Origin of the sequence: Streptomyces deccanensis (genome assembly GCF_022385335.1) — a bacterium.
Classification (GTDB): Bacteria; Actinomycetota; Actinomycetes; order Streptomycetales; family Streptomycetaceae; genus Streptomyces; species Streptomyces deccanensis.
The window spans coordinates 444,779-469,157 of the sequence record NZ_CP092431.1 but is presented as its reverse complement, the minus strand read 5'-3'; the positions used below and the strand labels follow the sequence as shown (position 1 = coordinate 469,157).

28 protein-coding genes are annotated in these 24,379 nt (G+C 72.2%); 13 read left to right on the top strand and 15 right to left on the bottom strand.

What is annotated here, in order from left to right:
• The first annotated feature begins 22 nt into the window (after positions 1–22).
• Complete coding sequence (locus L3078_RS02210) at positions 23–1,342, top strand: MFS transporter (protein WP_239750267.1); 1,320 nt, start codon at positions 23–25, stop codon at positions 1,340–1,342.
• A gap of 65 nt (positions 1,343–1,407) precedes the next feature.
• Complete coding sequence (locus tag L3078_RS02205; RefSeq protein ID WP_239750266.1) at positions 1,408–2,376, top strand: aldo/keto reductase; 969 nt, start codon at positions 1,408–1,410, stop codon at positions 2,374–2,376.
• Positions 2,377–2,413: 37 nt separating this feature from the next.
• Here L3078_RS02205 and L3078_RS02200 read toward each other — a convergent pair whose 3' ends face one another.
• Positions 2,414–2,914 (bottom strand): hypothetical protein, encoded by a 501-nt coding sequence (locus L3078_RS02200; protein WP_239750265.1) that lies wholly within the window; start codon positions 2,912–2,914, stop codon positions 2,414–2,416.
• A 311-nt stretch (positions 2,915–3,225) separates the two neighbouring features.
• Here L3078_RS02200 and mraY point away from each other — a divergent pair, with 311 nt between their 5' ends.
• Positions 3,226–4,293 carry a phospho-N-acetylmuramoyl-pentapeptide-transferase gene (gene mraY, locus L3078_RS02195; protein WP_033526147.1) on the top strand — a complete coding sequence of 356 codons (1,068 nt, stop codon included), beginning with the start codon at positions 3,226–3,228 and terminating at the stop codon, positions 4,291–4,293.
• Here the strand turns inward: mraY and L3078_RS02190 are convergent.
• The 3 genes from L3078_RS02190 to L3078_RS02180 form a co-directional block, all read right to left on the bottom strand.
• Entirely contained in the window at positions 4,269–4,820 is a 552-nt protein-coding gene (locus L3078_RS02190; RefSeq protein WP_239750263.1) for a GNAT family N-acetyltransferase, read from the bottom strand. The two genes, mraY and L3078_RS02190, sit on opposite strands and share 25 nt — an antisense overlap.
• 136 nt (positions 4,821–4,956) lie before the next feature.
• Positions 4,957–5,508, bottom strand: coding sequence for a DUF6624 domain-containing protein (locus L3078_RS02185; RefSeq protein WP_239750260.1), 552 nt, complete (start codon positions 5,506–5,508; stop codon positions 4,957–4,959).
• 14 nt (positions 5,509–5,522) lie between these two features.
• Complete coding sequence (locus L3078_RS02180) at positions 5,523–5,942, bottom strand: ATP-binding protein (protein ID WP_239750259.1); 420 nt, start codon at positions 5,940–5,942, stop codon at positions 5,523–5,525.
• 271 nt (positions 5,943–6,213) lie between these two features.
• Between L3078_RS02180 and L3078_RS02175 the strand changes: the two genes are divergently transcribed.
• Entirely contained in the window at positions 6,214–7,068 is an 855-nt protein-coding gene (locus L3078_RS02175) for an SDR family NAD(P)-dependent oxidoreductase (protein ID WP_239750258.1), read from the top strand.
• Positions 7,069–7,096: 28 nt separating this feature from the next.
• On the opposite strand, the gene L3078_RS02170 is transcribed toward L3078_RS02175, so the two are convergent.
• Positions 7,097–8,509 (bottom strand): NsdA family TPR-like regulatory protein, encoded by a 1,413-nt coding sequence (locus tag L3078_RS02170; RefSeq protein ID WP_239750257.1) that lies wholly within the window; start codon positions 8,507–8,509, stop codon positions 7,097–7,099.
• A 303-nt stretch (positions 8,510–8,812) separates the two neighbouring features.
• Here L3078_RS02170 and L3078_RS02165 point away from each other — a divergent pair, with 303 nt between their 5' ends.
• From L3078_RS02165 to L3078_RS02145, 5 genes are all read left to right on the top strand, one after another.
• Complete coding sequence (locus L3078_RS02165) at positions 8,813–9,634, top strand: helix-turn-helix domain-containing protein (RefSeq protein WP_239760177.1); 822 nt, start codon at positions 8,813–8,815, stop codon at positions 9,632–9,634.
• 3 nt (positions 9,635–9,637) lie between these two features.
• Complete coding sequence (locus L3078_RS02160; protein ID WP_239750256.1) at positions 9,638–9,889, top strand: DUF397 domain-containing protein; 252 nt, start codon at positions 9,638–9,640, stop codon at positions 9,887–9,889.
• Positions 9,890–10,153: 264 nt separating this feature from the next.
• Entirely contained in the window at positions 10,154–10,660 is a 507-nt protein-coding gene (locus L3078_RS02155; RefSeq protein ID WP_239750255.1) for a hypothetical protein, read from the top strand.
• 33 nt (positions 10,661–10,693) lie between these two features.
• Positions 10,694–11,503, top strand: a complete 810-nt coding sequence (locus L3078_RS02150) for an SAM-dependent methyltransferase (RefSeq protein WP_239750254.1) — start codon at positions 10,694–10,696, stop codon at positions 11,501–11,503.
• Between the two features lie 101 nt (positions 11,504–11,604).
• Entirely contained in the window at positions 11,605–12,030 is a 426-nt protein-coding gene (locus L3078_RS02145; RefSeq protein ID WP_239750253.1) for a MarR family winged helix-turn-helix transcriptional regulator, read from the top strand.
• Here the strand turns inward: L3078_RS02145 and L3078_RS02140 are convergent.
• From L3078_RS02140 to L3078_RS02115, 6 genes are read right to left on the bottom strand one after another with little or no spacing between them, the layout of a single operon-like run.
• Positions 12,023–13,768, bottom strand: coding sequence for a PP2C family protein-serine/threonine phosphatase (locus L3078_RS02140; protein WP_239750251.1), 1,746 nt, complete (start codon positions 13,766–13,768; stop codon positions 12,023–12,025). The two genes, L3078_RS02145 and L3078_RS02140, sit on opposite strands and share 8 nt — an antisense overlap.
• Positions 13,765–14,835, bottom strand: a complete 1,071-nt coding sequence (locus L3078_RS02135) for an ATP-binding SpoIIE family protein phosphatase (RefSeq protein ID WP_239750249.1) — start codon at positions 14,833–14,835, stop codon at positions 13,765–13,767. The genes L3078_RS02140 and L3078_RS02135 overlap by 4 nt, the downstream gene beginning before the upstream one ends.
• On the bottom strand, positions 14,835–15,275 hold the full coding sequence (locus L3078_RS02130) for an anti-sigma regulatory factor (protein WP_239760176.1): 441 nt from the start codon (positions 15,273–15,275) through the stop codon (positions 14,835–14,837). Before L3078_RS02130 ends, L3078_RS02135 begins: the two co-directional genes overlap by 1 nt.
• Positions 15,275–15,715: an STAS domain-containing protein gene (locus tag L3078_RS02125; RefSeq protein ID WP_239750247.1), complete on the bottom strand. Its 441-nt coding sequence runs from the start codon at positions 15,713–15,715 to the stop codon at positions 15,275–15,277. Before L3078_RS02125 ends, L3078_RS02130 begins: the two co-directional genes overlap by 1 nt.
• The gene (locus tag L3078_RS02120) at positions 15,712–16,611 is read right to left on the bottom strand and encodes an STAS domain-containing protein (protein WP_239750245.1); all 900 of its coding nucleotides are present in this window, start codon (positions 16,609–16,611) and stop codon (positions 15,712–15,714) included. Before L3078_RS02120 ends, L3078_RS02125 begins: the two co-directional genes overlap by 4 nt.
• 59 nt (positions 16,612–16,670) lie before the next feature.
• On the bottom strand, positions 16,671–17,858 hold the full coding sequence (locus L3078_RS02115; RefSeq protein WP_239750244.1) for a PP2C family protein-serine/threonine phosphatase: 1,188 nt from the start codon (positions 17,856–17,858) through the stop codon (positions 16,671–16,673).
• 105 nt (positions 17,859–17,963) lie between these two features.
• Here L3078_RS02115 and L3078_RS02110 point away from each other — a divergent pair, with 105 nt between their 5' ends.
• Positions 17,964–18,395 (top strand): MarR family winged helix-turn-helix transcriptional regulator, encoded by a 432-nt coding sequence (locus L3078_RS02110; RefSeq protein WP_239750243.1) that lies wholly within the window; start codon positions 17,964–17,966, stop codon positions 18,393–18,395.
• 185 nt (positions 18,396–18,580) lie between these two features.
• Here the strand turns inward: L3078_RS02110 and L3078_RS02105 are convergent, their stop codons facing one another.
• Positions 18,581–18,985 (bottom strand): STAS domain-containing protein, encoded by a 405-nt coding sequence (locus L3078_RS02105; RefSeq protein ID WP_239750242.1) that lies wholly within the window; start codon positions 18,983–18,985, stop codon positions 18,581–18,583.
• 114 nt (positions 18,986–19,099) lie between these two features.
• Positions 19,100–19,927: an RNA polymerase sigma factor SigF gene (locus L3078_RS02100; RefSeq protein ID WP_239760175.1), complete on the bottom strand. Its 828-nt coding sequence runs from the start codon at positions 19,925–19,927 to the stop codon at positions 19,100–19,102.
• Between the two features lie 380 nt (positions 19,928–20,307).
• Here L3078_RS02100 and L3078_RS02095 point away from each other — a divergent pair, with 380 nt between their 5' ends.
• The 3 genes from L3078_RS02095 to L3078_RS02085 are packed head-to-tail and all read left to right on the top strand — an operon-like array spanning position 20,308 to position 21,976.
• Positions 20,308–21,147 (top strand): SigB/SigF/SigG family RNA polymerase sigma factor, encoded by an 840-nt coding sequence (locus L3078_RS02095; protein WP_239750241.1) that lies wholly within the window; start codon positions 20,308–20,310, stop codon positions 21,145–21,147.
• 22 nt (positions 21,148–21,169) lie between these two features.
• The gene (locus L3078_RS02090) at positions 21,170–21,469 is read left to right on the top strand and encodes a DUF5133 domain-containing protein (RefSeq protein WP_239750240.1); all 300 of its coding nucleotides are present in this window, start codon (positions 21,170–21,172) and stop codon (positions 21,467–21,469) included.
• Positions 21,470–21,517: 48 nt separating this feature from the next.
• Positions 21,518–21,976, top strand: a complete 459-nt coding sequence (locus L3078_RS02085) for an ATP-binding protein (RefSeq protein ID WP_239750238.1) — start codon at positions 21,518–21,520, stop codon at positions 21,974–21,976.
• Between the two features lie 39 nt (positions 21,977–22,015).
• On the opposite strand, the gene L3078_RS02080 is transcribed toward L3078_RS02085, so the two are convergent.
• Together L3078_RS02080 and L3078_RS02075 are read right to left on the bottom strand one after the other, a co-directional pair.
• Entirely contained in the window at positions 22,016–22,450 is a 435-nt protein-coding gene (locus L3078_RS02080) for an ATP-binding protein (RefSeq protein WP_239750236.1), read from the bottom strand.
• A gap of 164 nt (positions 22,451–22,614) precedes the next feature.
• A complete protein-coding gene (locus L3078_RS02075; protein ID WP_239750235.1) occupies positions 22,615–24,342 on the bottom strand; it encodes a SpoIIE family protein phosphatase in 1,728 nt (575 codons plus the stop codon).
• Between the last annotated feature and the right edge of the window lie 37 nt (positions 24,343–24,379).

The window sequence follows — 24,379 nt, the reverse complement described above, 5'->3', positions numbered from 1 at the left end:
TGTATCGAGCATCAGGATGCCCGTGGACACCACCCAGAGCAGCGCCGGCGACGACACCGCACCGGAGGACGACACCGCACCGGACGACGACCCGGCGGCGCCGGCCCGCGAGGGCTGGCGCCGCTGGGCGATGGACACCCGCCCGCTGCGCCGCCCGGCCTACCGGCGCCTGTGGTCCTCGACCATCGTCACCGCCGTCGGCAGCCAGCTCACCGCCGTCGCCGTCCCCAAACAGATCTACGACATCACCGGCTCCTCCGCCTGGGTCGGCTACGCGAGCCTCGCCGGCCTGCTGCCCTTGGTCGTCTTCGCGCTCTGGGGCGGCGCTGTCGCCGACACCGTCGACCGCCGCACGCTGCTGCTCGTCACCAACACCGGCATCGCCGTCACCTCGGTGCTGTTCTGGGTGCAGGCCGTCACCGGCCTCGAGTCCGTGTGGACGCTGATGGCCCTGCTCGCCCTCCAACAGGCGTTCTTCGGCCTCAACTCACCGGCCCGCAACGCCTCCGTGGCCCGGCTCGTCCCCGCCGAGGAACTGCCGGCGGCCGCCGCGCTCGGCTCGACCGTGATGCAACTCGGCCTGGTGGCCGGACCGTTGCTCGCCGGCGCCCTCATCCCGGTGATCGGCCTTGCCGAGCTGTATCTCATCGACGCGCTGGCCCTCTGCGTCACCCTCTGGGCCGTACACCGGCTGCCCTCTCTGCCACCCCTGGACGACACCACGAAGAAGCGGGCCGGCCTGCGGGAGGTGCTCGCGGGCTTCCGCTACATCGCCCTGCACAAGGTGCTGCTGCTGTCCTTCCTCGCCGACATCATCGCGATGGTCCTGGGCATGCCCCGCGCCCTCTTCCCGCAGCTGGCCGCCACCACGTACGCGCCGTACGGCGAAGGTCTGGCCCTCGGCCTGCTGTTCGCCGCGATTCCCATCGGGGCCGTCGTCGGCGGCCTGCTGTCGGGCACCTTCTCCCGCTCCCACCGGCACGGGCTGATGGTCCTCGCGGCCGTCATGGTCTGGGGCGCGGCCATCACGGGCTTCGGGCTGAGCACCAGCCTGTGGTTCGCCGTGGTGTTCCTCGTCGCCGCCGGAGTCGCCGACATGGTCTCGATGGTCTTCCGCGGAGCCATCCTGCTCTCCGCCGCGACCGACGAGATGCGCGGCCGGATGCAGGGCGTGTTCACCGTGGTCGTGGCCGGCGGGCCCCGCCTCGCCGACGTCCTGCACGGCACGGCCGGCGCCGCCTTCGGCACCCGTACGGCCGTCGCCGGCGGCGGTCTGCTGGTCATGGCCGCCGTGCTGCTCCTGGCGACGGTCACACCGGCACTGCGCCGCTACCGGATCTGACCGATCGGCACATCCGTTCTTTCGTACGCTTGTCAGCCCACCCCTCACAGGCAGGAGTTGCAACGATGCAGTACGTGAAGCTCGGCTCGACGGGTCTGGACGTGTCCCGGATCTGTGTGGGATGCATGAGTTTCGGCCTCCCCGACCGAGGCACGCACGAATGGACCCTGGACGAGGAGGCGTCACGCCCGCTGATCCGGCAGGCGCTGGACGCGGGGATCAACTTCTTCGACACCGCGAACGTCTACTCCGACGGCACCAGCGAGGAGATCGTCGGCCGCGCGCTCGCGGAGTTCGCGCGGCGCGAGGAGGTCGTCGTCGCGACCAAGGTGAACGGCGCCATGCACCAGGGCCCCAACGCCTGGGGTCTCTCCCGCAAGGCGATCATGACGGAGATCGACAACAGCCTGCGGCGCCTCGGCACCGATTACGTGGACCTCTACCAGATCCACCGCTTCGACCCCCACACCCCGGTCGAGGAGACGATGGAGGCCCTGCACGACGTGGTGAAGGCGGGCAAGGCCCGTTATCTCGGGGCGAGTTCGATGTACGCCTGGCAGTTCGCGAAGATGCAGCACACCGCCCGGCTGCACGGCTGGACCCGTTTCGTGTCCATGCAGAACCACTACAACCTCCTCTACCGCGAGGAGGAGCGCGAGATGCTCCCGCTGTGCGAGGACCAGAGCGTGGCCACGCTGCCCTGGAGCCCGCTCGCGCGCGGGCGCCTCACCCGGGACTGGGACACCGTCACCGCGCGCACCGAGACCGACAACTTCGGCAAGACCCTCTACCAGGAGGGCGACCGGGAGATCGTCGACGCCGTCACCCGGATCGCCGGTGAGCGCGGGGTGCCCCGGGCGCAGGTCGCCCTGGCCTGGCTGCTGAGCCGGCCCACGGTCACCGCCCCCATCGTCGGCGCCACCAAGCCCCACCACCTCGCCGACGCCGTGGCCTCTCTGGACGTCACCCTGACGGAGAAGGAGACCGAGGAACTGGAGCGGCCCTACACCCCGCGCGCGATCAGCGGCCACTGAGCCCCCGCGCGACCAGCGGACCGGGCGGCCGCGGGGTTCACAGGCGGGAGTACTCCAGCCGCACGGTCGTGGCGAGACGGGCCAGGGCCTCCTCGGCACCCTCGCGGTCCGTCCTGTCGAGGAGCGCGAGGGCGTCCGCGGCGGCCAGGCGCACCCGCTGGGGCACCTCGTCGAGGGCGGCCATGCGGTAGGCGATGGTGCGGCGGGCCTCGCGCTCCTCGGCGCTGACACCGTCCGGCCCGGTGCGGGGGAAGACGGCGGCCTCGTAGGCGGTCACATGGATGAGCACGCCGTGCGCGATGCCCTCCGCGTACCCCCGCTGCCCGGCCTGCCGCTGGGCCATGGCGAAGTGCGCCATGGCCCGCCGCCGCACGATGAGCGAGCCCACCATGCCGACCAGCCCGGCGCACACCGCCGCCCCCAGCGCGACCGGCCCGCCGCCGATCAGCGCGCCGATGAGGGCGCCGCCCGCCATCAGCAGACAGGTCAGCCCGGTGGTCAGCATCAGCAGGGCGCGCGCGGGAGTGAAGGAGGCCATGACGTGCAGTGTCTCAGCCTCGCCCGGGTGCGCGAGCGGTGGGCCGGTGGGGGAGGCGGCGACGCCGCCCGTGCCGACCGGTCGGTCCCCGCCCGTGGCAGCGGGCGGCCCGCTCCCGGGGGCCCGGGGGCGCGAGGCGGGGCAGCCACCTCCTGAGCACCGTTTCGAGTGACGTGCGCTGGGGCTCAGCTGTCAACTACCCACCCCGGTAGGAAGATCAGGTGACTGCATAGGGTGGGGCCCGTGAGAAACAGCGACACCGGTGCGGCAGTCGCGTGTCCGAGCGCGACCGAGGGGGAGACCACCGCCCGATGAACCAGATCCTGTACGCCGGAGCCATCGGTCTGTTCCTGACGCTGATCGGCACACCGCTGCTGATCAAGCTGCTGGCCCGAAAGGGGTACGGCCAGTTCATCCGCGACGACGGCCCGCGCGGCCACGCCGGCAAGCGCGGTACGCCCACCATGGGCGGCATCGCCTTCATCCTGGCCACGCTGGTCGCCTACGCCGCGACCAAGGTCATCACCGGTGAGAGCCCGACCTACCCCGGTTTCCTGGTGCTGTTCCTCATGGCGGGCATGGGTGTGGTCGGGTTCCTGGACGACTACATCAAGATCGTGAAGCGGCGGTCGCTCGGGCTGCGGGCCGGAGCCAAGATGGCCGGCCAGCTGATCGTCGGCATCGTGTTCGCGCTGCTCGCCATCCGGTTCGCGGACGACCGGGGCCAGACGCCGGCCTCCCTGAAGGTGTCGTTCGTCACCGACTTCGGCTGGACCATCGGTCCGGTGCTGTTCGTCGTATGGGCCCTGTTCATGATCCTGGCCATGTCGAACGGGGTGAACCTGACCGACGGTCTGGACGGGCTCGCCACCGGCGCGTCGGTCATGGTCTTCGGCGGTTACACCTTCATCGGCCTGTGGCAGTTCCAGAACTCGTGCGCCAACGCCCTCGAACTCACCGACCCCGCCTCCTGCATAGAGGTGCGCGACCCGCTCGACCTCGCCGTCGTCGCGGCCGCGCTGATGGGCGCCTGCTTCGGGTTCCTCTGGTGGAACACCTCGCCGGCCAAGATCTTCATGGGTGACACCGGGTCCCTGGCCCTCGGCGGTGCCCTCGCCGGCCTCGCCATCTGCTCGCGCACCGAACTGCTCCTCGCCGTCCTCGGCGGGCTGTTCGTCCTGATCACCATGTCGGTGGTCATCCAGGTCGGCTCGTTCAAGCTGACCGGAAAGCGCGTCTTCCGGATGGCCCCGCTCCAGCACCATTTCGAACTCAAGGGCTGGTCCGAGGTCCTGGTCGTGGTCCGCTTCTGGACCATCCAGGGCATCTGCGTGATCGCCGGCCTGGGGCTGTTCTACGCGGGCTGGGCGGCGAGCTGATCGGGCGTCACCCGGAACACCACGCCGCGGCGCGGTGACCCCTCCGGCATGGTCCGGTCCTCGAAGTCCTCACTCGGGTTCCGGGTCATGCCGAGGCGGCGCATCACGGCCTGGGAGCGCACGTTGCCGGCCATGGTCACCGCGAGGATCTCGGGGAGCCGGAGCTGCTCGAAGCCGAAGTCCAGGACGGCCCGCCCGGCCTCGGTCGCGTAGCCGTGGCCCCACGCCGTACGCGCGAGCCGCCAGCCGGCCTCCACCCCGGAGAACGGCATGTCGTCCTCCACCGGATCCAGCCCGGCGAAACCGACGAACCGCCCGGTGGACCGCACCTCCAGGGCCCACCACCCCCAGCCCCGCCGGTCGAGGTCGGCCTGGAAGCGGGCGACTGACGTGTCACTCTGCTCCCGGGTGAGGACCCCAGGGAAGTGTGCGCGGACTTCCGGGTCGGCGTTCATGGCCGCCCAGGGCGCCAGGTCCGACTCCCGCCAGTCGCGCAGGAGGAGGCGTTCGGTTCGTAGATCGGGCATCGGGCGACGGTAACGCGATCACGGGGCGGGGGGCGATCCAATATCCAGGGCGGGAGGTTTGGCCCGTGGCTCGTGGCCCTCGGCCGTGCGCTCTTCCGCCTTCGGTGGCGACTCCCCGGCGGACGCACACCGTCGTTCACAGTCCTCCGCTCGCCCCCAGGTCGAGGCGCACCGCTCGCAGGTGGTCGGTCAGGGGGCCGAGGCCCACGTCGTGGCGGCGTTCGTCGACGGACTCGGGGTGGCGGATGGGGTACGGGAAGAGGGTGCCGGGGTCGATGCGGGTGCCGTAGAACTGGGGCTGGTTCAGGGCGACGGCGCAGTGGTCGGCGATGTAGGCGTGGTGCACCGCCGGGCAGCGCCCGTCCGCAACGGCCTCGGCGATCAGATCGCGGCAGGTGAGCTGGAAGCCGAGGTCGGGGGAGTGCAGCAGGAGCGTGAGGGCCGCCGTCGAGGCGGGTTCGCCGACCGCCTCGGCGGTGGGCCAGCCGTGGCGGGCGACGATCGCCCGCAGCGCGTCGCCGTTGCCGGCGTGGCACGCGGCGATACGGTCCCGGGCCCCGGCGGTGGGCGCGGACCGGGCCTCCCGGGCCAGCCGCCGTACGTCCTCGGCACGGCGGATCAGCTCGGCGGCGAGCACCCGCTCGCGGGGCGGCCCGGTGCCGGGCGCGGGTTCCGACGTGGGTTCCATGGCCGGTGCGCCCCTCATACCGGCTCCCGCACGGCGAGCGAGAACCACACCCTCTTGCCCGTGTCACCCGGCTCCGGCGGCTCGGTGCCCCAGTCGTCGGCCAGCGCGGAGACGATGGACAGCCCCCGCCCGGACTCGGCGGACGGGGTCACCGTGCGGGGCCGGGGCGGCACGGGCGAGGGGTCGGCGAGCGTGACGCGCAGTTCGCACCCGGAGTGCTCGAGGACCACGGCGATCGTGTCGGCGGGATCGGCGCTCGCGTGCCGGACCGCGTTGGCGAAGAGCTCGTCGGTGGCGAGGACCGCGTCGTCGACGATCGCGGAGAGCTCCCAGCGGGCGAGGTGCGCCGCCACCGTGCGCCGTACACCGGCGGCGCACGACGGGTGCGCGGGTACCGCCATCCGGAAGAGGCGGGACCTCTCGACGGAGATCAAGGCAGCCTCACCGTGCCCGCGGGTCGCCCCGCCCCGCCGGACGGGGCGTCGTGGACGCTCCACCCGGGGTCGTGCGCTGGCGCGGCTGGGTTCCGTCGGCGGGACCTGCCGACACTGACCGCCGTCATCGAGTTCCTCCACATCCTCGAAGGTGGTTTTCCCGGGGGTGCTGTTGTCGAAGACAACAGCACCGGGCACACAAAACGCCAGGTGGTGGAGGGGTTGTGCAGTTGCGGGCGGGTAGTGGCGCCCGCTGTGTAGGTTCCCCACCATGGTGAACGTCGACGGGATCCCGTCCTCGCGGGAGCGGTACGTCCCCGCCGGGTGGCCCGGTATGTGGGGCAAAAGGGTGGTGGTCACCGGGGGCACCCGGGGGCTGGGCGAGGGCGTCGTACGGCTCCTGCTCGCCGAGGGGGCCGAGGTGGCGACCTGTGCTCGCCGGACGGCGGGACTGACGGCATTGAGCGACTCCTTGACGGCGGAGGACCGGGCCAGGCTGTTCACCGACGCGCTCGACGTCACCGAGCCCGGACGGCTGGAGGACTTCGTCACTGCTGCGGCGAAACGTTTCGTCCCGTCGGGCCGCACGCGCGGTCTCGACGGGCTCGTCGCGTGTGTCGGCGGTTCCCGGGGCGGCGACGCGTTCGAGCAGGCGGACGGCGCCGACTGGGCGGCCACCTGGGAACTCAACGTCGGGCACGCCACCCGTCTCGTCCGCGCCGCGCTGCCGCACCTGCGCGCGTCCGGCGGCGGTTCGGTCGTGCTGATCGGCTCGGTCTCGGGCTGGAAGCCGGGCCCGCCCGCCCAGTACGGGGTCGCGAAGAGCGCCCTGATCCAGCTGGCCGCCACCCTGGCCCGCGAGTTGGGCCCCGACCAGATCCGCGTCAACACCGTCTCGCCCGGTTCGATGCTGATCCCGGGCCGCCGCTGGGACCGCATGCGCCGGGAGGATCCCCGGGCGTACGAGGCGTTCGTCGGGGCGGAGCTGCCGACCGGTGCGCCCGTCACCCCGCACGAGGTGGCCCGCACGGTGGTGTTCCTGCTCTCCGACTGGGCGACCGGCGTCTCCGGCGCCCACCTGCCGGTGGACCGGGCCCAGAACGCGCCCTCGCCGGACGGCTACTGAGGCGGAGACCCGCCGTGACGCTCCCACCTCAGGCGGCCGCCCCCAGCACCATCCGCGACCGGCGTTCGAAGTCCTGTACCAGGGGCTCGTGGCGGCGGGACGACAGCCGGCCCCGGAAGTCGCGCAGGGCCTGGATGGACCGTTCGCTGTGCACACCGCTGAGCGCTTCGAGCGCGTCCGTGGCCGTGGCGACGGCCTCGTCGAGGCGGTTCTGCTGGAGATGGGCCGTCGCGAGCACGGAACGGCTGATGGCCTGGCGACGGCGGCGGTCGGCGTGGGCGCGTACCGACGCGCTCGCGGTGTGCTCGGCCTGCGCGGCGAGCCCCAGGTCACGGAAGCAGAGCGCGGACTCGGCCTGGAGGTAGTGGTGGTCCAGGAACCGCACCCAGGGCGACTCCTCGGCTGCGCCCCGGCTCGCGTCGAGCTGTTTCTCGGCGGCGCGCAGCGCCTCGGCGGTCTCGCGGGGCCGGCCCAGCGCCGCGTGGCCGCGCGCGGACATGGCGTGCAGCCGCATCAGACCGAGGGGGCTGCCCGAGTCCTTGGCGGTGGCGACCCCGGCCCGGGCCAGCGCCACACCCTCGTCGGGGCGGCCCAGGCTGGTCGCCAGATGCGAGAGGCCCGCCAGGATCTGCCCGCCGAGCACATGGTCGCGGCCCTCCGCGCAGAGCCTGAGCCCCTGCGTCATGTACCGCTGGGCCAGGCCGTACTCCCCGGCGTCGTACGAGCTCCACCCCGCCATGGCGGCCAGCCGGGCCGCGGCGGCGAACAGCTCGCGGCGGTGCTGCGGGGTGACACCGCGCTGCTGGAGCAGGGGGATCACCTCGGTGGTGAGGTACTGCACGATGCTCGTGCGGATCCCACCGCCCCCGTAGTGGTTGTCCATCTCGTCGAACATGCGGAGCATCGCGTGCACCTGCTCCACCGGCCCGCCGCCCGACACCGGCGCGAGGCGGGGCGCGTCGCGGCTCTCCACCAGCCACAGCAGCCAGGCCCGTTGGGGGTTCGTCAGGGCACCCGGCACGAACGGCACCGCACCGAGCAGACTGCGCCGCGCGATGTCGGTGGAGCCCAGCTCGGCCAGGGTGTGCAGGCTCTCCGCCACGTTCTCGACGTACATCAGTGCCCGTCCCGTCACCGGTCGTCCGCGGTCGAGCGGAAAACCGAGGTCGGCCGGAGTGAGCGCCCGGCCCAGCCGTTCGCCGAGGACCGCGGCGATCAACTCCGGTGTGTTCCCGCGTGGTTGCTGGCCCTGGAGCCAGCGGGTGACGGAGGCCTTGTCGTAGTTGGTCTCCGCGCCCTGACAGCGGCCCAGTTCGTTGACCCGCAGGGCGAGGGACGCGTACGAGCAGCCCGCCTCCTTCAGGGCTGTAGCCAGCGGCTTGTTGGGCCCGCCGGCCCCTTTCACCGGGCTCCTTGGTAATCCGTTCGTCACGGCGGCCATCCAGGTGTCGCATCGTGTCGGCGCGTGGCTTGACCCCTGCCCGCCGTGGCGCCAACTCCTGGGCGGGCCGGAGGAGTTCGAGGGACCTTGCACAGCGTGTGCGGTAGGTCACTCGATCACTATGGTGGCCGAACGACTCAGCCCGCAACCTGCGTTCTGATAATTTCAGAATGAACCGCGCGGACCTGTCCGTGTCAACGGATCGCGTGGCACACTGCACGCTGTGAATCCCGCCTTGGGAGGTTGCACGTGAGTGAGACCCGCTCAGGAGGGAGTGCTCCTGCGGCACCCACGGTCCTGCGCATGGTCCTCGGCAAACGGCTCCGCCAGCTCCGGGAGCGGGCCGGGGTCTCGTTCGACGACGCGGCCCGCGCCATCGAGGTCACCGCCCTGACGGTCCGCCGTATGGAGAAGGCCGAGGTCGGCCTCCGCATCCCCTACGTGAAGGAGTTGCTGCGCACCTACGGGGTCTCCAGTACCGAGATCGAGGACTTCCTCTCCCTCGCCCGCGAGGCCAACCAGCCCGGCTGGTGGCACAAGTTCCGCGACGTGCTGCCCGAGTGGTTCAGCGCGTACGTGAGCCTGGAGAGCGAAGCCGCCGTCATCCGGCTCTACGAACCCCAGTACGTACCAGGCCTGTTGCAGACCCACGACTACGCGGCCGCCCTCATCCGGGTCGGCTTCCCCAACGCGAGCCCCGAGGAGGTCGAACGGCATGTCGCCCTGCGCCTGAGACGCCAGGACCTGCTGGTCAAACCCGAGGCGCCCGCCATCTGGGCCATCCTCGACGAGACCGTGCTGCGCCGCCCCGTGGGCGGACCCGAGGTGATGCGGGAGCAGATCGACCGGCTCGTCGAGGCGACGGAACGGCCCAAGGTCAGGATCCAGATCATGCGGTTCGCGGCCGGGCCCCACCCCGGGGCGTACGGCCCCTTCCACTACTTCCGGTTCGGGTTCTCCGAACTCCCCGACATCGTCTACACCGAGGGTCTCGCGGGCGCCCAGTACGTCGACCAGCCCGCGGACGTCGTGACCTATCTGGAGGTCCTGGACCGGATGTCCGTGCAGGCGGAACCGGTGGCTCGGACCAGGGACATCCTGGCGGCACTACGCAAGGAGTTGTGACACATGGCAAGGACACCCGACGGCTCCGTCCACAGCGGCATGCCCGCTCCCGAACTCGGCGCGGAGGGCTGGCGCAAGCCGTGGAGCGGTACGAACGGCGGTTCCTGTGTGGAGGCCAAGCGGCTGCCCGACGGCCGGGTCGCGTTCCGGCAGTCCACCGATCCGGAGGGGCCGGCGCTCGTGTACTCGCGGGAGGAGATGGTGGCGTTCCTGGAGGGCGCCAAGTCCGGCCAGGCCGACTTCCTGATCGCCTGAGGGCTCGGGGGTTCGGGTGCGTCGGCGGGTGCGGGTGCGTGGGGGCTTCTCGCGCAGTTCCCCGCGCCCCTGAAAAGCGGGGCTGCGCCCCTGCTTTTCCCGGCCGACCGGCAGGCGCCGCGCGGACCACTACGCCCGCACAACCGGACAACCCCCGCGCGCACTCCCGTCGCCTCCCGGCCCCGCCCAGACTGGGGGCACCCTCCGGGCCCGGTGCCGGTTCCGGGAGGCCGACACCCGCCGCGTAGCCCCCGAAGGGAAGGGATGACACCGTCCCCCGCCCCCGCCTCCGCTCTCAGCCGGTATCGGACCCTGATCGTCGAGGGGCACGAAGGACGCGGCCGCGCCCGCCTCGTCGCCGAGCTGGCGCACCTCGGGTTCGAGGTCCGGCGGCTGCCGTCCGCCCTGCACCACCTGGATCCCGCCCTGCCCTGCCGCGAACTCCTCGCAGGGCCCGGACGCCTGGCCGTCGACGGCAACCTCATCGCGGAACTCGTCCACGGCCCGCTGCGCCGGGGCCGCTCCCGGGTCACCTGGATCCAGGTACTGGACCTGGCCGACGCCGTGGCCGAACGCGACGGAGCGATGCTCCACCTGACCACGCCCGAGGTCACGGAGGCGGCCACCGCCTACGCCCGGGTTTTCCGCACCCTCGCCCAGCACGTACCCGTGCTGACCGTCGATGTCGGCGAGCCCGGCGGCCCCATCCGTGCGCCCGCTGCTCGCTCGTACCAACTTCGGGGTGAAGAACGGCAGTTGACGATAGGTTAGCGACGACCACGCGATGTGAGGCAGGAGAGTCCCATGGCAGACGGCCACCCCACTCCCGATCAGGAAGCCCTGTCGAAGATCGACACCACGGTGCCGCACTCGGCCCGTATCTGGAACTACTGGATGGGCGGCAAGGACAACTACGAGGTCGACCGTGAGGCGGGCGACGCCTACCGCGAGATCGCCCCCAACATCGAGACGATGGCCCGCGCCTCCCGCGTCTACCTCATCCGCACGGTCACCTTCGTGGCCCGCGAGCGCGGGATCCGCCAGTTCCTCGACATCGGCACCGGCCTCCCGACCTACGACAACACCCATCAGGTCGCCCAGAAGGTCGCCCCCGAGTCCCGCATCGTCTACGTCGACAACGACCCGCTCGTCCTGCGGCACGCGCAGGCGCTGCTCACCAGCACCCCCGAAGGGGTCACCGACTACGTCGACGCCGATCTGCACGACCCGGACACCATCCTCGAGGCCGCCGGCAAGGTCCTCGACTTCGACAAGCCGGTGGCGCTGATGCTGATGGGCATCCTCGGCCACATCCAGGACTACGAGGAGGCCAAGGAGATCGTCCGCCGCCTCCAGGCCGCCCTGCCGTCCGGCAGCTACTTCGTCCACTACGACAGCACGGACACCGACGCCGAACTCAAGCGCGCCCAGGACGGCTACGACGACACCGGGGCCGTCCCCTACGTCCTGCGCAGCCCCCGCCAGCTCCACGCCTACTACGAGGGCCTGGAGCTGCTGGAGCCCGGCATCGTCTCCTGCCCGCTGTGGCGTCCGGAACCGGGCATCGCTCCGGAGCCGACGGACGTGTACGGGGGGGTGGCCTACAAGGCGTAGCGGCACCGGTCGGCGCGCACGGGGCGGGCAGCCGGCCCGGTCGGCTGCGGAGGTCGCGGAAACGGCCGTGTAGTCCTGGGCACTTCGGGTAGGCCCCCCGCATGACCGGCCCCGCCGACTTCGACCGGCAGGTTCTCGACGCGGTGGAGAACCTGGTGCCGCTCTGGTTCTCGGCAGTGGAGGAGGTCACCCCCAGACTGTCCCCGAGACAGATACTGGCGCTCCGTGCTGTGCGCGGGGTGCCAGAGCTGAACCTGACGGGTCTGGCGGAGCGGCTCGGCGTCGGTCTGCCCACCGCCAGCCGGCTCTGTGACCGTCTCGAAGCGGCCGACCTGCTGCGGCGGTGCGCCCGCCTCGACGACCGGCGTGAGGTCCGCCTGGTGGTGACGGAGCGTGGACACCGGTTCCTCGCGGATGTCACCGAACACCTGTCGGTACGGCTCGGCGACGCCCTGGCGGCTCTGCCGCCGGCGGAACGCGCACGGGTGGAACAGGTGTTGCGGACCCTGGGCGGAAGCCTCAGTTGAGGTGTGCCGTGGCGCGCCCCGCGGCACTGTGCACATGGCAGAGCAGCAGGCAGACGTCGTCCTCGTGCTCCTCGTCCAGCAGGGGGGCGAGCAACTGGTCGGCGGACTCCTGGAGGTCGTCGTCCAGGGTCCGCGACGGGAGCCCGCCGAGCGCTGTGGCCAGCTGTTCGATGCCCGGGTCGATGCCCAGGGCACGCCGCTCCACCAGCCCGTCCGTGTAGAGCGCCAGGGTGGACCCCGGCGGCAGCGGCACGGTGTGGTCGGCGATCTCCTGGTGCAGCGGGATGCCGAGCATCGCGCCGGGCTTGGCGTCCAGGATCCGCACACTTCCGTCGGGCGAGCGCAGCACCGGCGGCGGATGGCCGGCGGCGGCCCAGGTGAGCGTGGGTTCGTGCGGATGGAACCGGGCGATGACGGCCGTGGCGTAGAGGTCGGGCTGCAGATGGTGCAGGAACAGATGGAGATGGGTGAGGAGCTGGCCCGGGGTCTTGCCGTCGACCGCGTACGCGCGCAGCGCGGTCCGCAGCTGGCTCATCATCACCGCCGCGCGCAGACCGTGGCCGGTGACGTCACCGATCACGGTGATCAGACTGCCGTCGGGCTGCCGGAAGGCGTCGTACCAGTCGCCGCCGATGTTCAGGCCCCGCGTCGCCGGCAGATAACGCGCGGCCAGCCGCAGCCCCGGTGTGGTGGGCAGCTCGGTGAGCAGGGCCCGTTGCAGGGTCTCGGCGATGTCGCGGTTGTGCTCGAAACGCCGGGCGTTCTCCAGCGCGACACCCGCCCGTCGGGCCAGCTCGATCAGCATGAAGACGTCGTCGGCGTCCCACCGCTCGTCGTCGGGCGGTGACAGCGTCAGCACGCCCAGCGGCGCGCCCCGGGTCACCAGGGGCACGCACAGCAGCGGCCGGGTCGGGTCGAGCGCCGACGGCGGGTGGTCGTCGACCCCGGGCAGCTCGCCGGGATGGTCGGCCGCGTACTGGGGACGCCCGCGGCGCGCCGCGACGACGGCCGCCGCAGGACGCGGGCCGCCCCCGGTCACCTCGCCCTCCCCGTCGAACAGCCAGACGTCGGCGCTGCGGGCGTACCGGGGCACCAGCAGGGACGGCAGCAGCCGCACGATCGCGTCCGGGTTGAGCGACGCGGTGAGCGCGGCGCTGGCGTCGGCGAGGAGGGTGAGCCGGCCGCGCGCGTTCTCGGCCTCCCTGCGGGCCTTCTGCTCGGCGGCGAACAGCTCGCGCTGCGCGCGCCCGGCCGCGTCCAGCTCGGCGTGCAGGGCGAGGACACCCTGGTTGGTCTGGTGCAGCTCCTCGCGGTGGAACGCGACCAGCGCCTCCTGCTCGTCGAGCTTCTCCAGCAGCAGCGCCGCGTCCTCGTCGGCTCCGAACAGGGCCTCCGCGAGCGTCGTCGGGTCACCGGGCACATACTCGCTGTCCGGCAGCCGCACCTCCTCCGAGCAGGCGACCGTCAGCCGCCACGGCTGCCGGAACTCGCCCGGCCGCCGGTTGGCCGACGTCACCTCGACCAGGAACCGGCAGCCACCGGGCCGCGCCGTGACGGCCCGCGCCGTCAGCTGCCACGCGCCGCCCTTGGTCAGGCACTGCCGCAGCTGCGCCGAGAGCACGGACACCAGCCGCGCCCGGTCGGTCGGCGACACCCCGTGCGCGGTGGCCAGCCGAGCGGTGGCGATTCGCGCCCGGGCGGCGTCGGTGACGGAACGGACGGTCCAGGTACGGGTCATGGGAGGTGGTCCGGCGGGGAGGGGCTCAGTACGGCGACGGTGGTGTCGTCGCGGACCGGCCGGGCGGGGCTGCTCGCGTCGCGCACGATCACGGAGGCGATCACAGCGGGGTCGAGGGAGGGGCTGTGGGCGGCGGGCCCAGGACTCCAGCGGCTGGGCAGACCGTCGCTGTGCAGCACGAGCAGGCCGTCGTCCCCCCAGGCCACCTCCTGCTGCGGAAGACGGGCGGCCCGGTGGGCGCCCACTATGCCGGGCCGGGACAGCAACGGCTGCCAGTTGGCGCCGGTGCGCAGCCGCGCCCCGATGTTGCCGACCCCCGAGAACAGCAACCTACCGGCGGCGAGGTCGAGTTGGGCGACGGCGACCGCCGCGCCCCGGGTGTCGCGCAGCGCGCCCTCCAGCCGCCGCAGCAGCTGCGCGGGAGGCAGTTCGGGCGCGCGGTAGAGCTGCTCCACGGCAGCCGAGGAGGCGCGGGCCGCCGCCAGACCGTGGCCCAGGCCGTCGGCCAGCATGAGGGTGGTGAGGCTGTCCGTCCGGACCCAGGCCCAGGCGTCGCCGCTGAACTCCGCCCCGGCGAAGGGGACGTTGACGCCTCCGGCCCGCACGGAGGGGGCGGGGGAGTGGGCCCGGCCCGCCCGGCGCGGCGGGCGGGCGCCGAGCCGGGCCAGGGCGATCGTGCCCCGGCCGACCGTGCTGTGCAGGTCGAAGTCGTCGGCGACCCGGCGACAGGTGCCGAGCCCCGCGCCGAGCGACGACGTCGTCGAGTAGCCGTCGCGCAGCGCGCCCGCCACGTCGCGGACCCCCGGCCCGTGGTCGATCGCCACGATCTGCACCATGGGGGCCGCGCCGTCCGCCCGGTCGGGCGCGGGGCGGGAGACGACCTCCAGCAGTATCAGCCCGCCCCCGGCGTGCTTGAGCAGATTGGTCGCCAGCTCGGTGGCCACCAGCGCACAGCCGGCGGTGCGGTCCTCGTCCAGCCCGGCCCGCGCCGCGGCCGACTCGGCGGCCACCCGGGCGTCGCGCACCCGGGTCGAGTCGTGCACCGGAACCTCCCAGACGCGTGGCATCACCGCTCCTCGCGCGGGCGCGGCGCACCCGAGAGCCAGGACGTCACCGTCACCGAGGTGCCCGAGCCGGGCCGGCTGTCGATCGCGAACTCGTGGACCAGCCGCCGGGCGCCGCCCAGCCCCATCCCCAGCCCCTCGCCGGAGGTGTAGCCGTCGAGGAGGGCCTGGTCGAGGTCGGCGATGCCGGGCCCCTCGTCGCTGAAGGTCAGCCGCAGCCCTCGTGCGCCGCCCTTGTCCACCGGCTCGCACTCCATCTGGCCCCCGCCGCCGTGGACCAGGGTGTTGCGGGCCAGCTCGCTGGCCGCGGTGACCAGTTTGGTCTGGTCGACCAGACCGAAGCCGAGCTGGGCGGCCGCCTGCCGCACATGCTGACGTACCCACACCAGATCGAGATCCGAGTGGATCGGCAGGCAGGCGGAGATGCCGCCGGCGGTCTGCATCACGGACTCTCCTGGCGGGCGTGGACGCGGCGGGGGAAGGTCGGGTCCGGTTCGCCGAGGAGGCGCAGCGCGTCCTCGGTGCTGAGCGCGGTGCGCAGCCCCGGCAAGGTCAGCCCCAGCTCCACCAGCGTGATCGCCACGGCCGGACGCATCCCGGCGACGACCGTCCCGGCGGCGAGCAGGCTCGTCTGGGCGGCGATGTCGCCGAGCACCCTGCCGAGGAAGGAGTCGACCATCTCCACACCGGACAGGTCGATCACCACCCCCGTGGCGCCGCTGCGCGCGACCGTGTCGCTGATGTCCTGCTGGAGCTGCTCGGCCGCGCCGTCGTGCAGATCGCCCTGGAGCGACACCAGGAGCACACTGCCGAGCTTGAGCACGGGGACGGGCGCCCCGTACGCGGACGGGCCGCCGTGCGCGGCGAAGAGATCGCCGTTCACCTGGGCCCCGAACCGGCGCCGTCGCGGGACACGATGTCCGTGCCCAGCTGCCCGAGCGCGTAGGCCAGGGCGTCCGCGAGGCTCGTGCGGGTCAGCACCGAGCTGAGGTCGATGCCCAGGTGGACGATGGTCTGCGCGATCGGCGGCCGGATGCCGGAGACTATGCACTCCGCCCCCATCAGCCGGGCCGCCGCCACGGTCTTCATCAGGTGCTGCGCCACCAGCGAGTCCACGGTGGGCACCCCGGTGATGTCGAGGATGGCGAACCGGGCGTGCTGTTCGACGATGGAGTCGAGGAGCCGCTCCATCACCACCTGGCTGCGCGCGCTGTCCAGCGTGCCGATCAAGGGGACGGCGACGATGCCCTCCCACAGTTTGATCACCGGGGTGGCGACCTCCATCAGCTGCAGCCGCTGCCGGTGGATGAGCTCCTCGCCCTCATTGAGCGCCGTTTCCAGCACCACCAGGCGCAGGGTGCCCATCAGCACCGTCAGGGTCGTGGTGCACTCCCGCAGGTGCGCCGCGGGCGCCGCGGCGAACTCGGCCAGCAGCAGGTCGGTCACGGGCGGCCGCAGGGCGTCCACCTCGGCGGAGATCTGGGTGACCGTGGAGCCGGCCCGCGCCCGGGCGGCGGCCGTCCGGGCCAACTGCTCGCGGACGACGTGGAAGCCGCCGGACTCCGCGTCCTCCACGCTGTCCGAGGCGGCCACGGCGGCGAGCGCGTCCACCACGGCCCGGCCCGCCTCCACCGCCTCGTCGCGGGAGTGGGTGAAGACGGTGCGGAACAGCGCGGCGTCGGCCCAGCGCTGGGCGATCTGTTCCTGGCGGTCGCGCAGGAACCGCGCCACCTCCTGCGTCGGGGTCAACTGGTGGTCTGCCGTGTCCTGTTCCGGCACGGATGTCTCCTCACTCGCTGGGGCGCCTCCCCGCTCCGGGGAACGACTGCTGGGTCGGTTCATCGGGGTGACCGGTCGCCGGCACCCCCGCGGCCGAACCAGTCGAGACAGACCACGAGCGCGTCGTCGTCCGCCACGGGTGTGCCGCGGTGACCGGAGAGCTCCCTGAGCACCGCGCCGGGGACGTCGGCGGCGGGCAGCAGCCGGGTGGCGTTGATCGCCCGGGCCAGGGCCCGGTCCCCGTACGCCTCCCCGCCGGGCGTGGCGACGGAGTACACCCCGTCGCTGACGAAGACCAGCCGGTCGCCCGGTTCGAGCCGCACCTCCTGGGCGAGGTACTCGGTCTCCTCGAACATGCCCAGCGGCAGCTGTGCCTCCAGTTCGACGGCGGCGACGCTCCGGTCGCGCAGCAGCAGCATCCGGGGCGAGCCCGCGTCGACGATCTGCAGGTGTCCGGTGACCAAATCCAGGTCCAGCAGGAGCACCGACAGGTGCTGGGCCCCGCCGTACTGGGCGTGGACGGCCTGGTCGGCGAGGGCCGCCTGCTCGGAGATGGGGACGCCGGCCCGGCGGGCGTTGCGCAGCGCGTTGATCCCCAGCTGGGTCAGCAGGGACGCCTCGATGCCCTCGCCCATGCCGTTGGTGACGTACAGCATCAGGTGGTCGGCGTCGGCGGACCAGTCGAAGTTGTCGCCGAAGATGGCGTAGGCGGGCTCCAGTTGGCCGCCGAGCGCGTACTCGGCGCGAGTGGAGGAGCGGCCCGGCAGCAGCTGCCACTGCATCTCCGCCGCCAGGGTCAGCCGGCTGGAGCGGCGTGCCCGGAGGTAGACGTCGGTGTCGCGCTCCGCGACGACCAGCTCGTGTCCCAGCACCTGGGCGAGCTCGGTCAGTTCGGCGAGGCATTCCTCGGTGTGCGCGGCGGACGGCAGCGTCAGCCGCAGCACGCCCAGCCGGTCACCGCGCACGGTGACCGGCAGATGGAGCCGCACCCGGTCGTCACCGCGTTTCTCGACGTACGGCTCCTGCGCCCCGAACGCCCGGCCGGCCGGCCCGTCGTGCATGGGCAGGGAGTCCGGCGGGGCCGGGCGCGTGGACGCCGGCCGGAGCGCGGTGAGCGAGTAGTCGGCCAGGTAGAGCTCGACGTCCCGGGCCGACCAGTCGTCGGCCAGTACGTCTCTGAGAGCGTCCACCAAGTGGTGCGGAGCAGCGGAACGTAGGGCTCGTTCGGCTGCCACGAATCTGTTCACGATGTCGGATACGCCATTCTTGCCAGAGCTGACAGTGTTCGAGATGCCTGGAAGAGTGGGCCTGTGACTTCCTCCTCCAACCCGCGGCCGGACGAGGTGGCGCGTGTGACCTCCGAGGCGGCAGAGCTGCTGGAGGTCGTGTGGGGACGCGCCTCGACGGCACCGGTGTCCGCCTCCCAGCTTCGCGTGCTGTTCATCCTGGAGCACAACGACGGGATCAACCTGCGGATGCTCGCCGACGCCCTCGGCTCCACGCCGCCCTCCACCAGCCGGCTGTGCGACCGGCTGGAGGCGGTGGGCTTCGTCGAGCGCCACGCCAGCGCGGCCAGCAGGCGCGAGCTGTGTCTGCGGCTGAGCCGGCGCGGGCGGTCGTACCTCGTGGACCTGCGCGTCCGACGTGAACGCGCCCTGCGGTCCGTGCTGGAGCAGATGCCGGCCGCGAAGCGGACCGCGCTGGTGGAGGGGCTGGAGGCGTTCTGCGACGCCGCGGCGGCGCAGATCCACGAGGGCGACGCCACGGACGCGCGGAGCGCCTGACCGCCGCCGACCCGGTTCCGGTTCGACAGCCTCATTCCAACCCTTTCCACACTCTCGGCCCCCGCCTTCACTCTGTTGCCTTCCGGCCATAGTTGTCAAACGACAACCATTGGCCATGGGTGTGTGCCGCCGCGTCGGCGAATGACGCCAAGCGGCGCTGCGCGTCGGCGCGTTGGGGGCGACGGCTATTCCTGCGCGGGCGGCTCGTCCGGAAGCGGGGCGACCTGCCCGGAGTCCACGGCGGCCAGCGCCTCGTCCACGCTGTCCACCGTGGTCACGGTGAGGCTGACACCGGTGAGGTCGAGTATGCGTCGCACGGCCGGAGCCGGGGCGATCACATAGACACCGCCCGGGATCTTCCGCACCTCCTGGTACGTCCGCAGGATGATGTTCATACCGGACGAGTCCATGAAGGGGACGGCCGACACGTCCAGCAGGAAATGCCGTCGGCCGTGCCGCAACTGGTTCGCCAGGTGATGCTGCAGCTCGGTCGCCGTGTCGATGTCCAGTTCCCCTTCGATCGTGAGCAGCACGGCGTCGTCGCGGGGCAGATCGACCTTGATCGACAGGGGGTTGTGGGCAACGGACACGAGAGCCTCCAAGAGAGCCGACCGGGGCGGGTGCCCCGGTTCACGGATTCGACGCATCGTCCGGCGATGCGCCCGTGCGCATACCCGCGAATCGTGCGGGCACACGGGCCCCGATCAGGCGACTCCGGGTTCCAGCAGGCCCGCGCGCAGCCGCTTGATGATGCGGCTGATCAGCCGGGACACATGCATCTGCGACACCCCGAGCTGCTCGGCGATCTGCGACTGGGTCTGTTCCTCCACGAACCGCAGATGCAGGATCCGCCGCTCACGGTCGTCGAGTTCGGCGATCAGCGGCGCCAGCGAGTGGAAGTCCTCCACGAGGCGCATCGCGTGGTCCTCCTCGCCGATGAGGTCGCCCAGCACGGTGTCGCCGTCCTCGCCGCCGTCGGAGGTGAGCGCCGCGTCGAGCGAGGAGGTGTTGTAGCCGTTGGACGCCTTGCGCGCCTCGATGACCTCCTCCTCGGACAGCGACATCAGCTCCGACAGCTCACGCGTCGTCGGCATCCGGCCCAGCCGGGACTGCAGCTCGTCCGTCGCGCGGGCCAGCTCCACCCGCGCCTCCTGCAGCCGCCGCGGTACGTGCACCGCCCAGCTGGTGTCCCGGAAGAACCGCTTGATCTCGCCGACGATGTACGGCACGGCGAACGTGGTGAACTCCACCTCCCGGGACAGCTCGAACCGGTCGATGGCCTTGATCAGCCCGATGGTCCCGACCTGGACGATGTCCTCCAGGGAGTCCTCACGCCCGCGGAAACGCGAGGCCGCGTACCGCACGAGGGAGAGGTTCATCTCGATGAGCGTATTGCGTACGTACTGATAGGTATGGGTGCCTTCTTCCAGCATGGCCAGCCGGTCGAAGAACTGCCGGGACATCTCCCGCGCGTCCTTGGGCCTCACCTGCGACGGGTCCTCGATCAGGGGCAGGTCCACCCCGTCCGCCATGACCCTCCCCCGTGCCGTGGCCGTTGTACGTGCCGTCACGGCTGCCATGCTGTCCACCCCTCTCGCCCGAAGCGTTGTTGCCATCCCACGCTTGCCCCGCGAGCCGCATCTCAGTCCACCGAAATCGTGAAAGGGGCCGTGGCGCTCCCCACTCTGGCCGGAAGTCGTCGCCGGCCCGGGTGACGCGGATCCCGGCCTGGCGATCCGTCACCGAGAATGCGCGCACCGCTGTTTGCCCACCGGGTCGTGGGGCAAGCGGAGTTCCACGCCTCCGCATCGGAGGCACCCCGGCGGAAGCGGTGTTCCGCGCACGGGCCTCGGCGCCCGCCCACCGCTCCCCGTCACAAGTCCCTGAAAGCGTCGTTCAGGAGCGATTTCCCATGCTGGTCAATGCGTCCGCACACGCCACAGACACCACCGTCCGTCCCGTCACCCCCGACAGGAGGACGCACGACGACGCCCCCGACACCGCCTCCGCCTTCGCCCGGCTCGCGGCGATGGAAGAGGGACCCGAACGCGACCACGTCCGGGACGAACTGGTCCGCGCCTGGCTGCCCATGGCGCACCGCATCGCCGGCCGCTTCCGCAACCGCGGCGAGTCGCTGGAGGACCTGCGCCAGGTCGCCGCCATGGGCCTGGTCAAGGCGGTGGACCGCTACGAGCCCGAACGGGGGGCCTTCGAGAGCTACGCCGTGCCCACCATCACCGGAGAGATCAAGAGGCACTTCCGCGACCGGATGTGGACGCTCCGCGTCCCCCGTCGGGTGCAGGACCTCCGCAACAAGGTGCGCGTGGCGCGGCGCGAACTCAGCCAGACCTCCGGCGGCGCCGCCGAGCCCTCCGTCGCCGACATCGCCGCCCTCGCGGGCCTCACGGAGGAAGAGGTCCACGCCGGGATGGAGGCGCTCGACAGCTTCAGCGCCCTGTCGCTGGACGCCGAGATGGCCTCCGGCGACGACGGCTACAGCCTCGCCGACACCCTCGGCGCCCCCGACGCGGCCTACGACACCGTCGTGGACCGCGAGTCGGTGAAGGAAGGACTGCGACGGCTGCCCGAACGCGAGCGGGCCATCCTCTACATGCGCTTCTTCGAGGACATGACCCAGAACCGCATCGCCGACCGCCTCGGCATCTCCCAGATGCACGTCTCCCGCCTCATCAGCCGCAGCTGCGCGCGCGTCCGCGAAGAGGCCCTCGGCCGCACCACGCCCTCCGTCTGACAACCCCCCAGGAGAGAAACAGATGCTGATGCCCCACCCCGCGACCCTGCGCCGGCTCGTCGAGGAGTACGAGTCGGTCGCCCACGAGGGCGAGCGAGGCGACCCGCAGAGCGCTCGCCGCGCGCAGGACCTGGCGTACACGTTGTGCGTGTCCACGGGCACCCGCGACGTCCGCCGGGCCCTGGACGCGGCGCGCGCCCAGCTCGCCGCCGCGCAGGCGACCGCGACCGCCGAGCTGTGCGGGACCGGGACGACACTCCCGGGAGATCTCGGTGGCCATGGACCGGGCGGGAGCGGGTATGCGGCGCTTCATGAACAGTGATGAACCCAGCTGTCCCGAGTCGTCGACCCCGCACCTGACATGACATCGATGGAACGCCACCCGCTCGTGCACCACGACACCGCTCCCACGGCCGGGCCCGCCGCCCGGCCGCCGGGACCGCCGGGCGCGATCACCAACGCCGCGGCGGCCCGCCATCATGTGCGGGCGTTCGTGGGGGAGCGGTGGCGTTCCTCGGCCGGGCCACCGACCGAGCAGTCGATGATCGACCTCATCCTCGTCGTCTCCGAACTGGTCACCAACGCGGTCCGGCACGGCGGCGGCCTCGCCGGGTTCGACGTCGCCCTCACCCCCGAGGGCGTGCGGCTCAGCGTCCGCGACCACAGCGCCGCCGTGCCCGTGGGACTCCACGGGCCCGGCGCGCTGCCGCGTGCCCACGAGGGCAACGGCTACGGATGGCCGTTGATCAACCGGCTCTCCAGCCGGGTCGACGTCGTGCGCCGCGCGTCCGGCGGCAAGACCATCAGCGTGCTGGTGCCGCTGACCTGAGGCCCACCGGGGCCGTCCCGAGGGCCTGCCCCAGGCCCCTCACCAGGGCAGGAAGACGTGGACGTCCTTGCCGTGGTCGTGCACCACCACGCTCACCTCTTCGCAGAGCGTCTGGATCAGATACCAGCCGATACCGCCGCCGCCCTTGCTGGGATGGAAGGGGCGCGGCGCGGGCGACGTCGTGCTCGTGTCCCCCACCGTCACATGCACACCGTCCAGGGTGCGTCGCATCGTCAGCTCGAACCGCCCCGGGGCGTACTGCACCGCGTTCGCGGCCAGTTCCGTGACCACCAGCAGGATGTCGTCCCAGTGCTCGACAGCGGCAGGCGGCGACGTGCGCGAGAGGACACCCAGGAACCCCTCCGCGGCCGTACGAGCCCCCGTCACGTCGCCGAGTTCTCCGTCGAAGGCGGCGTGGCTGTCGTAAATCTCCTCGGCAGGCAGTTTGTCGTCCCTACGTGGCTCTGTTGACATCTCGTCGTCCCCGGTTCGGCTGCTTGAGGCGGACGCGATGGCGCGTGCCTCTCCGACGCTCGTGTTTCCCGTGCGGAGAGCCGCTACGCGTGCGAAAGCGTAGGGATGTGTGGGGTCTTCGGGAAGACCGTGGCCTCCCGGAGCCCCCGGCCCGTGTCCGCGCTCTACCGGTCACCCGCCTCACCGTCCTCGGAGGGGGTGCGGAAGACCAGCAGAGCGACGTCGTCGTCGTTGTCGACGGGACGGGCACGCTCCAGCAGCAGGTCGCAGAACACGTGCAGCGGCCGGTGCGCGAGGGCCGCCGCGTGCTGACGCAGCCGGGCCAGACCCCGGTCGAGGGTGTGCCCCGGCGACTCGATCAGACCGTCCGTGTAGAGCACCAGCGTGGACTTCGGCGGCAGCGGGGTGAGCGTGTCGGTGCGGGCCCGGGTCAGTCCGGTGCCCAGCAGGTGGTCGTGCTCCTCGTCCAGGAACCGGGACCTGCCGTTATGGGTGATCAGCAGCGGCGGCGGATGCCCCGCGTTGGTCCAGCGCAGGGCCCACGTGCCGTCGTCGCGCTCGACCCGGCCGAAGATCAGCGTCGCCATGGACGCCTCGGTCACGTTCACCACGGCCCGGTCCAGCCGCTCCACGATCACGCTCGGCGGCTCCTCCAGCGCCCAGGCGTACGCCCGCAGCATGTTGCGGACCTGCGCCATCCCGGCCGCCGCGTCGATGTTGTGTCCCACGACGTCCCCGATGGCCACCGCCGTGGCCCCGTCCGCCAGCGGGAACGCGTCGTACCAGTCGCCGCCGACCTGGGAGGACTTCGACGCCGACTCGTAGCGCGCGGCCATCCGCAGCCCCGGCACCTCCGGCATCTGGGGCAGCAGATGGCGCTGCATGGTCTCCGCGATGTGCCGCTGGCGCTGGTACAGGCGCGCGTTCTCCAACGCCAGCCCGGCCCGGCGGGCGATGTCGTCCAACAGCGACAGCTCGGCGTCGGTGAAGGCACCCGGCCGCTCGCTCAGGCCCAGGGTGAGAGCGCCGAGCACCGCGCGCGGCCCCCGGATGGGCGCGATGGCCGCCGAGCGCAGCCCCGTCTCCTTGAACAGCCTCTGCTGGGCGACCGTGATTCCCGAGTCCGCCGGCCCCTGGTAGGTCTCCGGCCCGGCCAGGGTCGAGGCCGCCCCGCGCAGTGCCCGGGACAGCGGCATCAGCGACTCCTCGTGCACCGGCGGGAGCGGGCCCTCCAACTCCTCGCGCCGCACCACCACACCGTCGCGGTGGGTCGCCACCGTGGTCCGCCAGACGTCGTCGCTCTCGGTGATCAGGTCCACGACGGCCCAGTCCGCCAGCCGTGGCACCACCAGTCGCACCAGACGGGCCACCGCCTCCTCGGCGTCCAGGGTGGAGCTCAGCCGGGTCGTCGTCTCGGCGAGCAGCGCCAGCCGGTCCAGCTGCGACATCGCCGACGGCTCGCCCTCCGGCACGACGCCGGTCTCCGGGGCGCCCTCGTGGAAGAGCACCGCCGCGCCGGTCGCGGTCCCGTCGAGCCGGCACGGGGTGACCAGCCAGGTCACCGGCAGCAGCGTGCCGTCGCCGCGCAGGAACCACTCCCGGTCACCGCTGCCCGTGCGGCCGCTGAGGAACGCGCGCATCATCGAGCACGCCGCCCGCGGCACGGTGTGCCCGAGCTGGTCCCGGTGCAGCAGCTCGTGGGCGTCCTGCCCGACGAGCGCCTCGGCCGGGCGGCCGAGCAGCTCCTCGGCCCGGGGATTCACCGCGACGACGAGGCCGTTGTCGTCCACCACGTACATACCGGCGTGCAGGAGGTCGGGCAGCCCGTCCGATGAACGCACCGCCGGTCCCGGCGGCCGCCGATCGGTGTGATCCGGACTCCACGCGCTCATGTGGGGGCTCCTCCGACTCCGGTCCCGGTCGAGGACA

Coding starts and splice junctions, on each gene's coding strand:
- L3078_RS02205 (WP_239750266.1), top strand. CDS start 1,408: ATGCAGTACGTGAAGCTCGGCTCGACGGGTCTGGACGTGTCCCGGATC.
- L3078_RS02200 (WP_239750265.1), bottom strand. CDS start 2,914: ATGGCCTCCTTCACTCCCGCGCGCGCCCTGCTGATGCTGACCACCGGG.
- mraY (WP_033526147.1), top strand. CDS start 3,226: ATGAACCAGATCCTGTACGCCGGAGCCATCGGTCTGTTCCTGACGCTG.
- L3078_RS02190 (WP_239750263.1), bottom strand. CDS start 4,820: ATGCCCGATCTACGAACCGAACGCCTCCTCCTGCGCGACTGGCGGGAG.
- L3078_RS02185 (WP_239750260.1), bottom strand. CDS start 5,508: ATGGAACCCACGTCGGAACCCGCGCCCGGCACCGGGCCGCCCCGCGAG.
- L3078_RS02175 (WP_239750258.1), top strand. CDS start 6,214: ATGGTGAACGTCGACGGGATCCCGTCCTCGCGGGAGCGGTACGTCCCC.
- L3078_RS02170 (WP_239750257.1), bottom strand. CDS start 8,509: ATGGCCGCCGTGACGAACGGATTACCAAGGAGCCCGGTGAAAGGGGCC.
- L3078_RS02165 (WP_239760177.1), top strand. CDS start 8,813: ATGGTCCTCGGCAAACGGCTCCGCCAGCTCCGGGAGCGGGCCGGGGTC.
- L3078_RS02160 (WP_239750256.1), top strand. CDS start 9,638: ATGGCAAGGACACCCGACGGCTCCGTCCACAGCGGCATGCCCGCTCCC.
- L3078_RS02155 (WP_239750255.1), top strand. CDS start 10,154: ATGACACCGTCCCCCGCCCCCGCCTCCGCTCTCAGCCGGTATCGGACC.
- L3078_RS02150 (WP_239750254.1), top strand. CDS start 10,694: ATGGCAGACGGCCACCCCACTCCCGATCAGGAAGCCCTGTCGAAGATC.
- L3078_RS02145 (WP_239750253.1), top strand. CDS start 11,605: ATGACCGGCCCCGCCGACTTCGACCGGCAGGTTCTCGACGCGGTGGAG.
- L3078_RS02140 (WP_239750251.1), bottom strand. CDS start 13,768: ATGACCCGTACCTGGACCGTCCGTTCCGTCACCGACGCCGCCCGGGCG.
- L3078_RS02135 (WP_239750249.1), bottom strand. CDS start 14,835: ATGCCACGCGTCTGGGAGGTTCCGGTGCACGACTCGACCCGGGTGCGC.
- L3078_RS02130 (WP_239760176.1), bottom strand. CDS start 15,275: ATGCAGACCGCCGGCGGCATCTCCGCCTGCCTGCCGATCCACTCGGAT.
- L3078_RS02100 (WP_239760175.1), bottom strand. CDS start 19,927: ATGGCGGACGGGGTGGACCTGCCCCTGATCGAGGACCCGTCGCAGGTG.
- L3078_RS02095 (WP_239750241.1), top strand. CDS start 20,308: ATGCTGGTCAATGCGTCCGCACACGCCACAGACACCACCGTCCGTCCC.
- L3078_RS02090 (WP_239750240.1), top strand. CDS start 21,170: ATGCTGATGCCCCACCCCGCGACCCTGCGCCGGCTCGTCGAGGAGTAC.
- L3078_RS02085 (WP_239750238.1), top strand. CDS start 21,518: ATGGAACGCCACCCGCTCGTGCACCACGACACCGCTCCCACGGCCGGG.
- L3078_RS02080 (WP_239750236.1), bottom strand. CDS start 22,450: ATGTCAACAGAGCCACGTAGGGACGACAAACTGCCTGCCGAGGAGATT.
- L3078_RS02075 (WP_239750235.1), bottom strand. CDS start 24,342: ATGAGCGCGTGGAGTCCGGATCACACCGATCGGCGGCCGCCGGGACCG.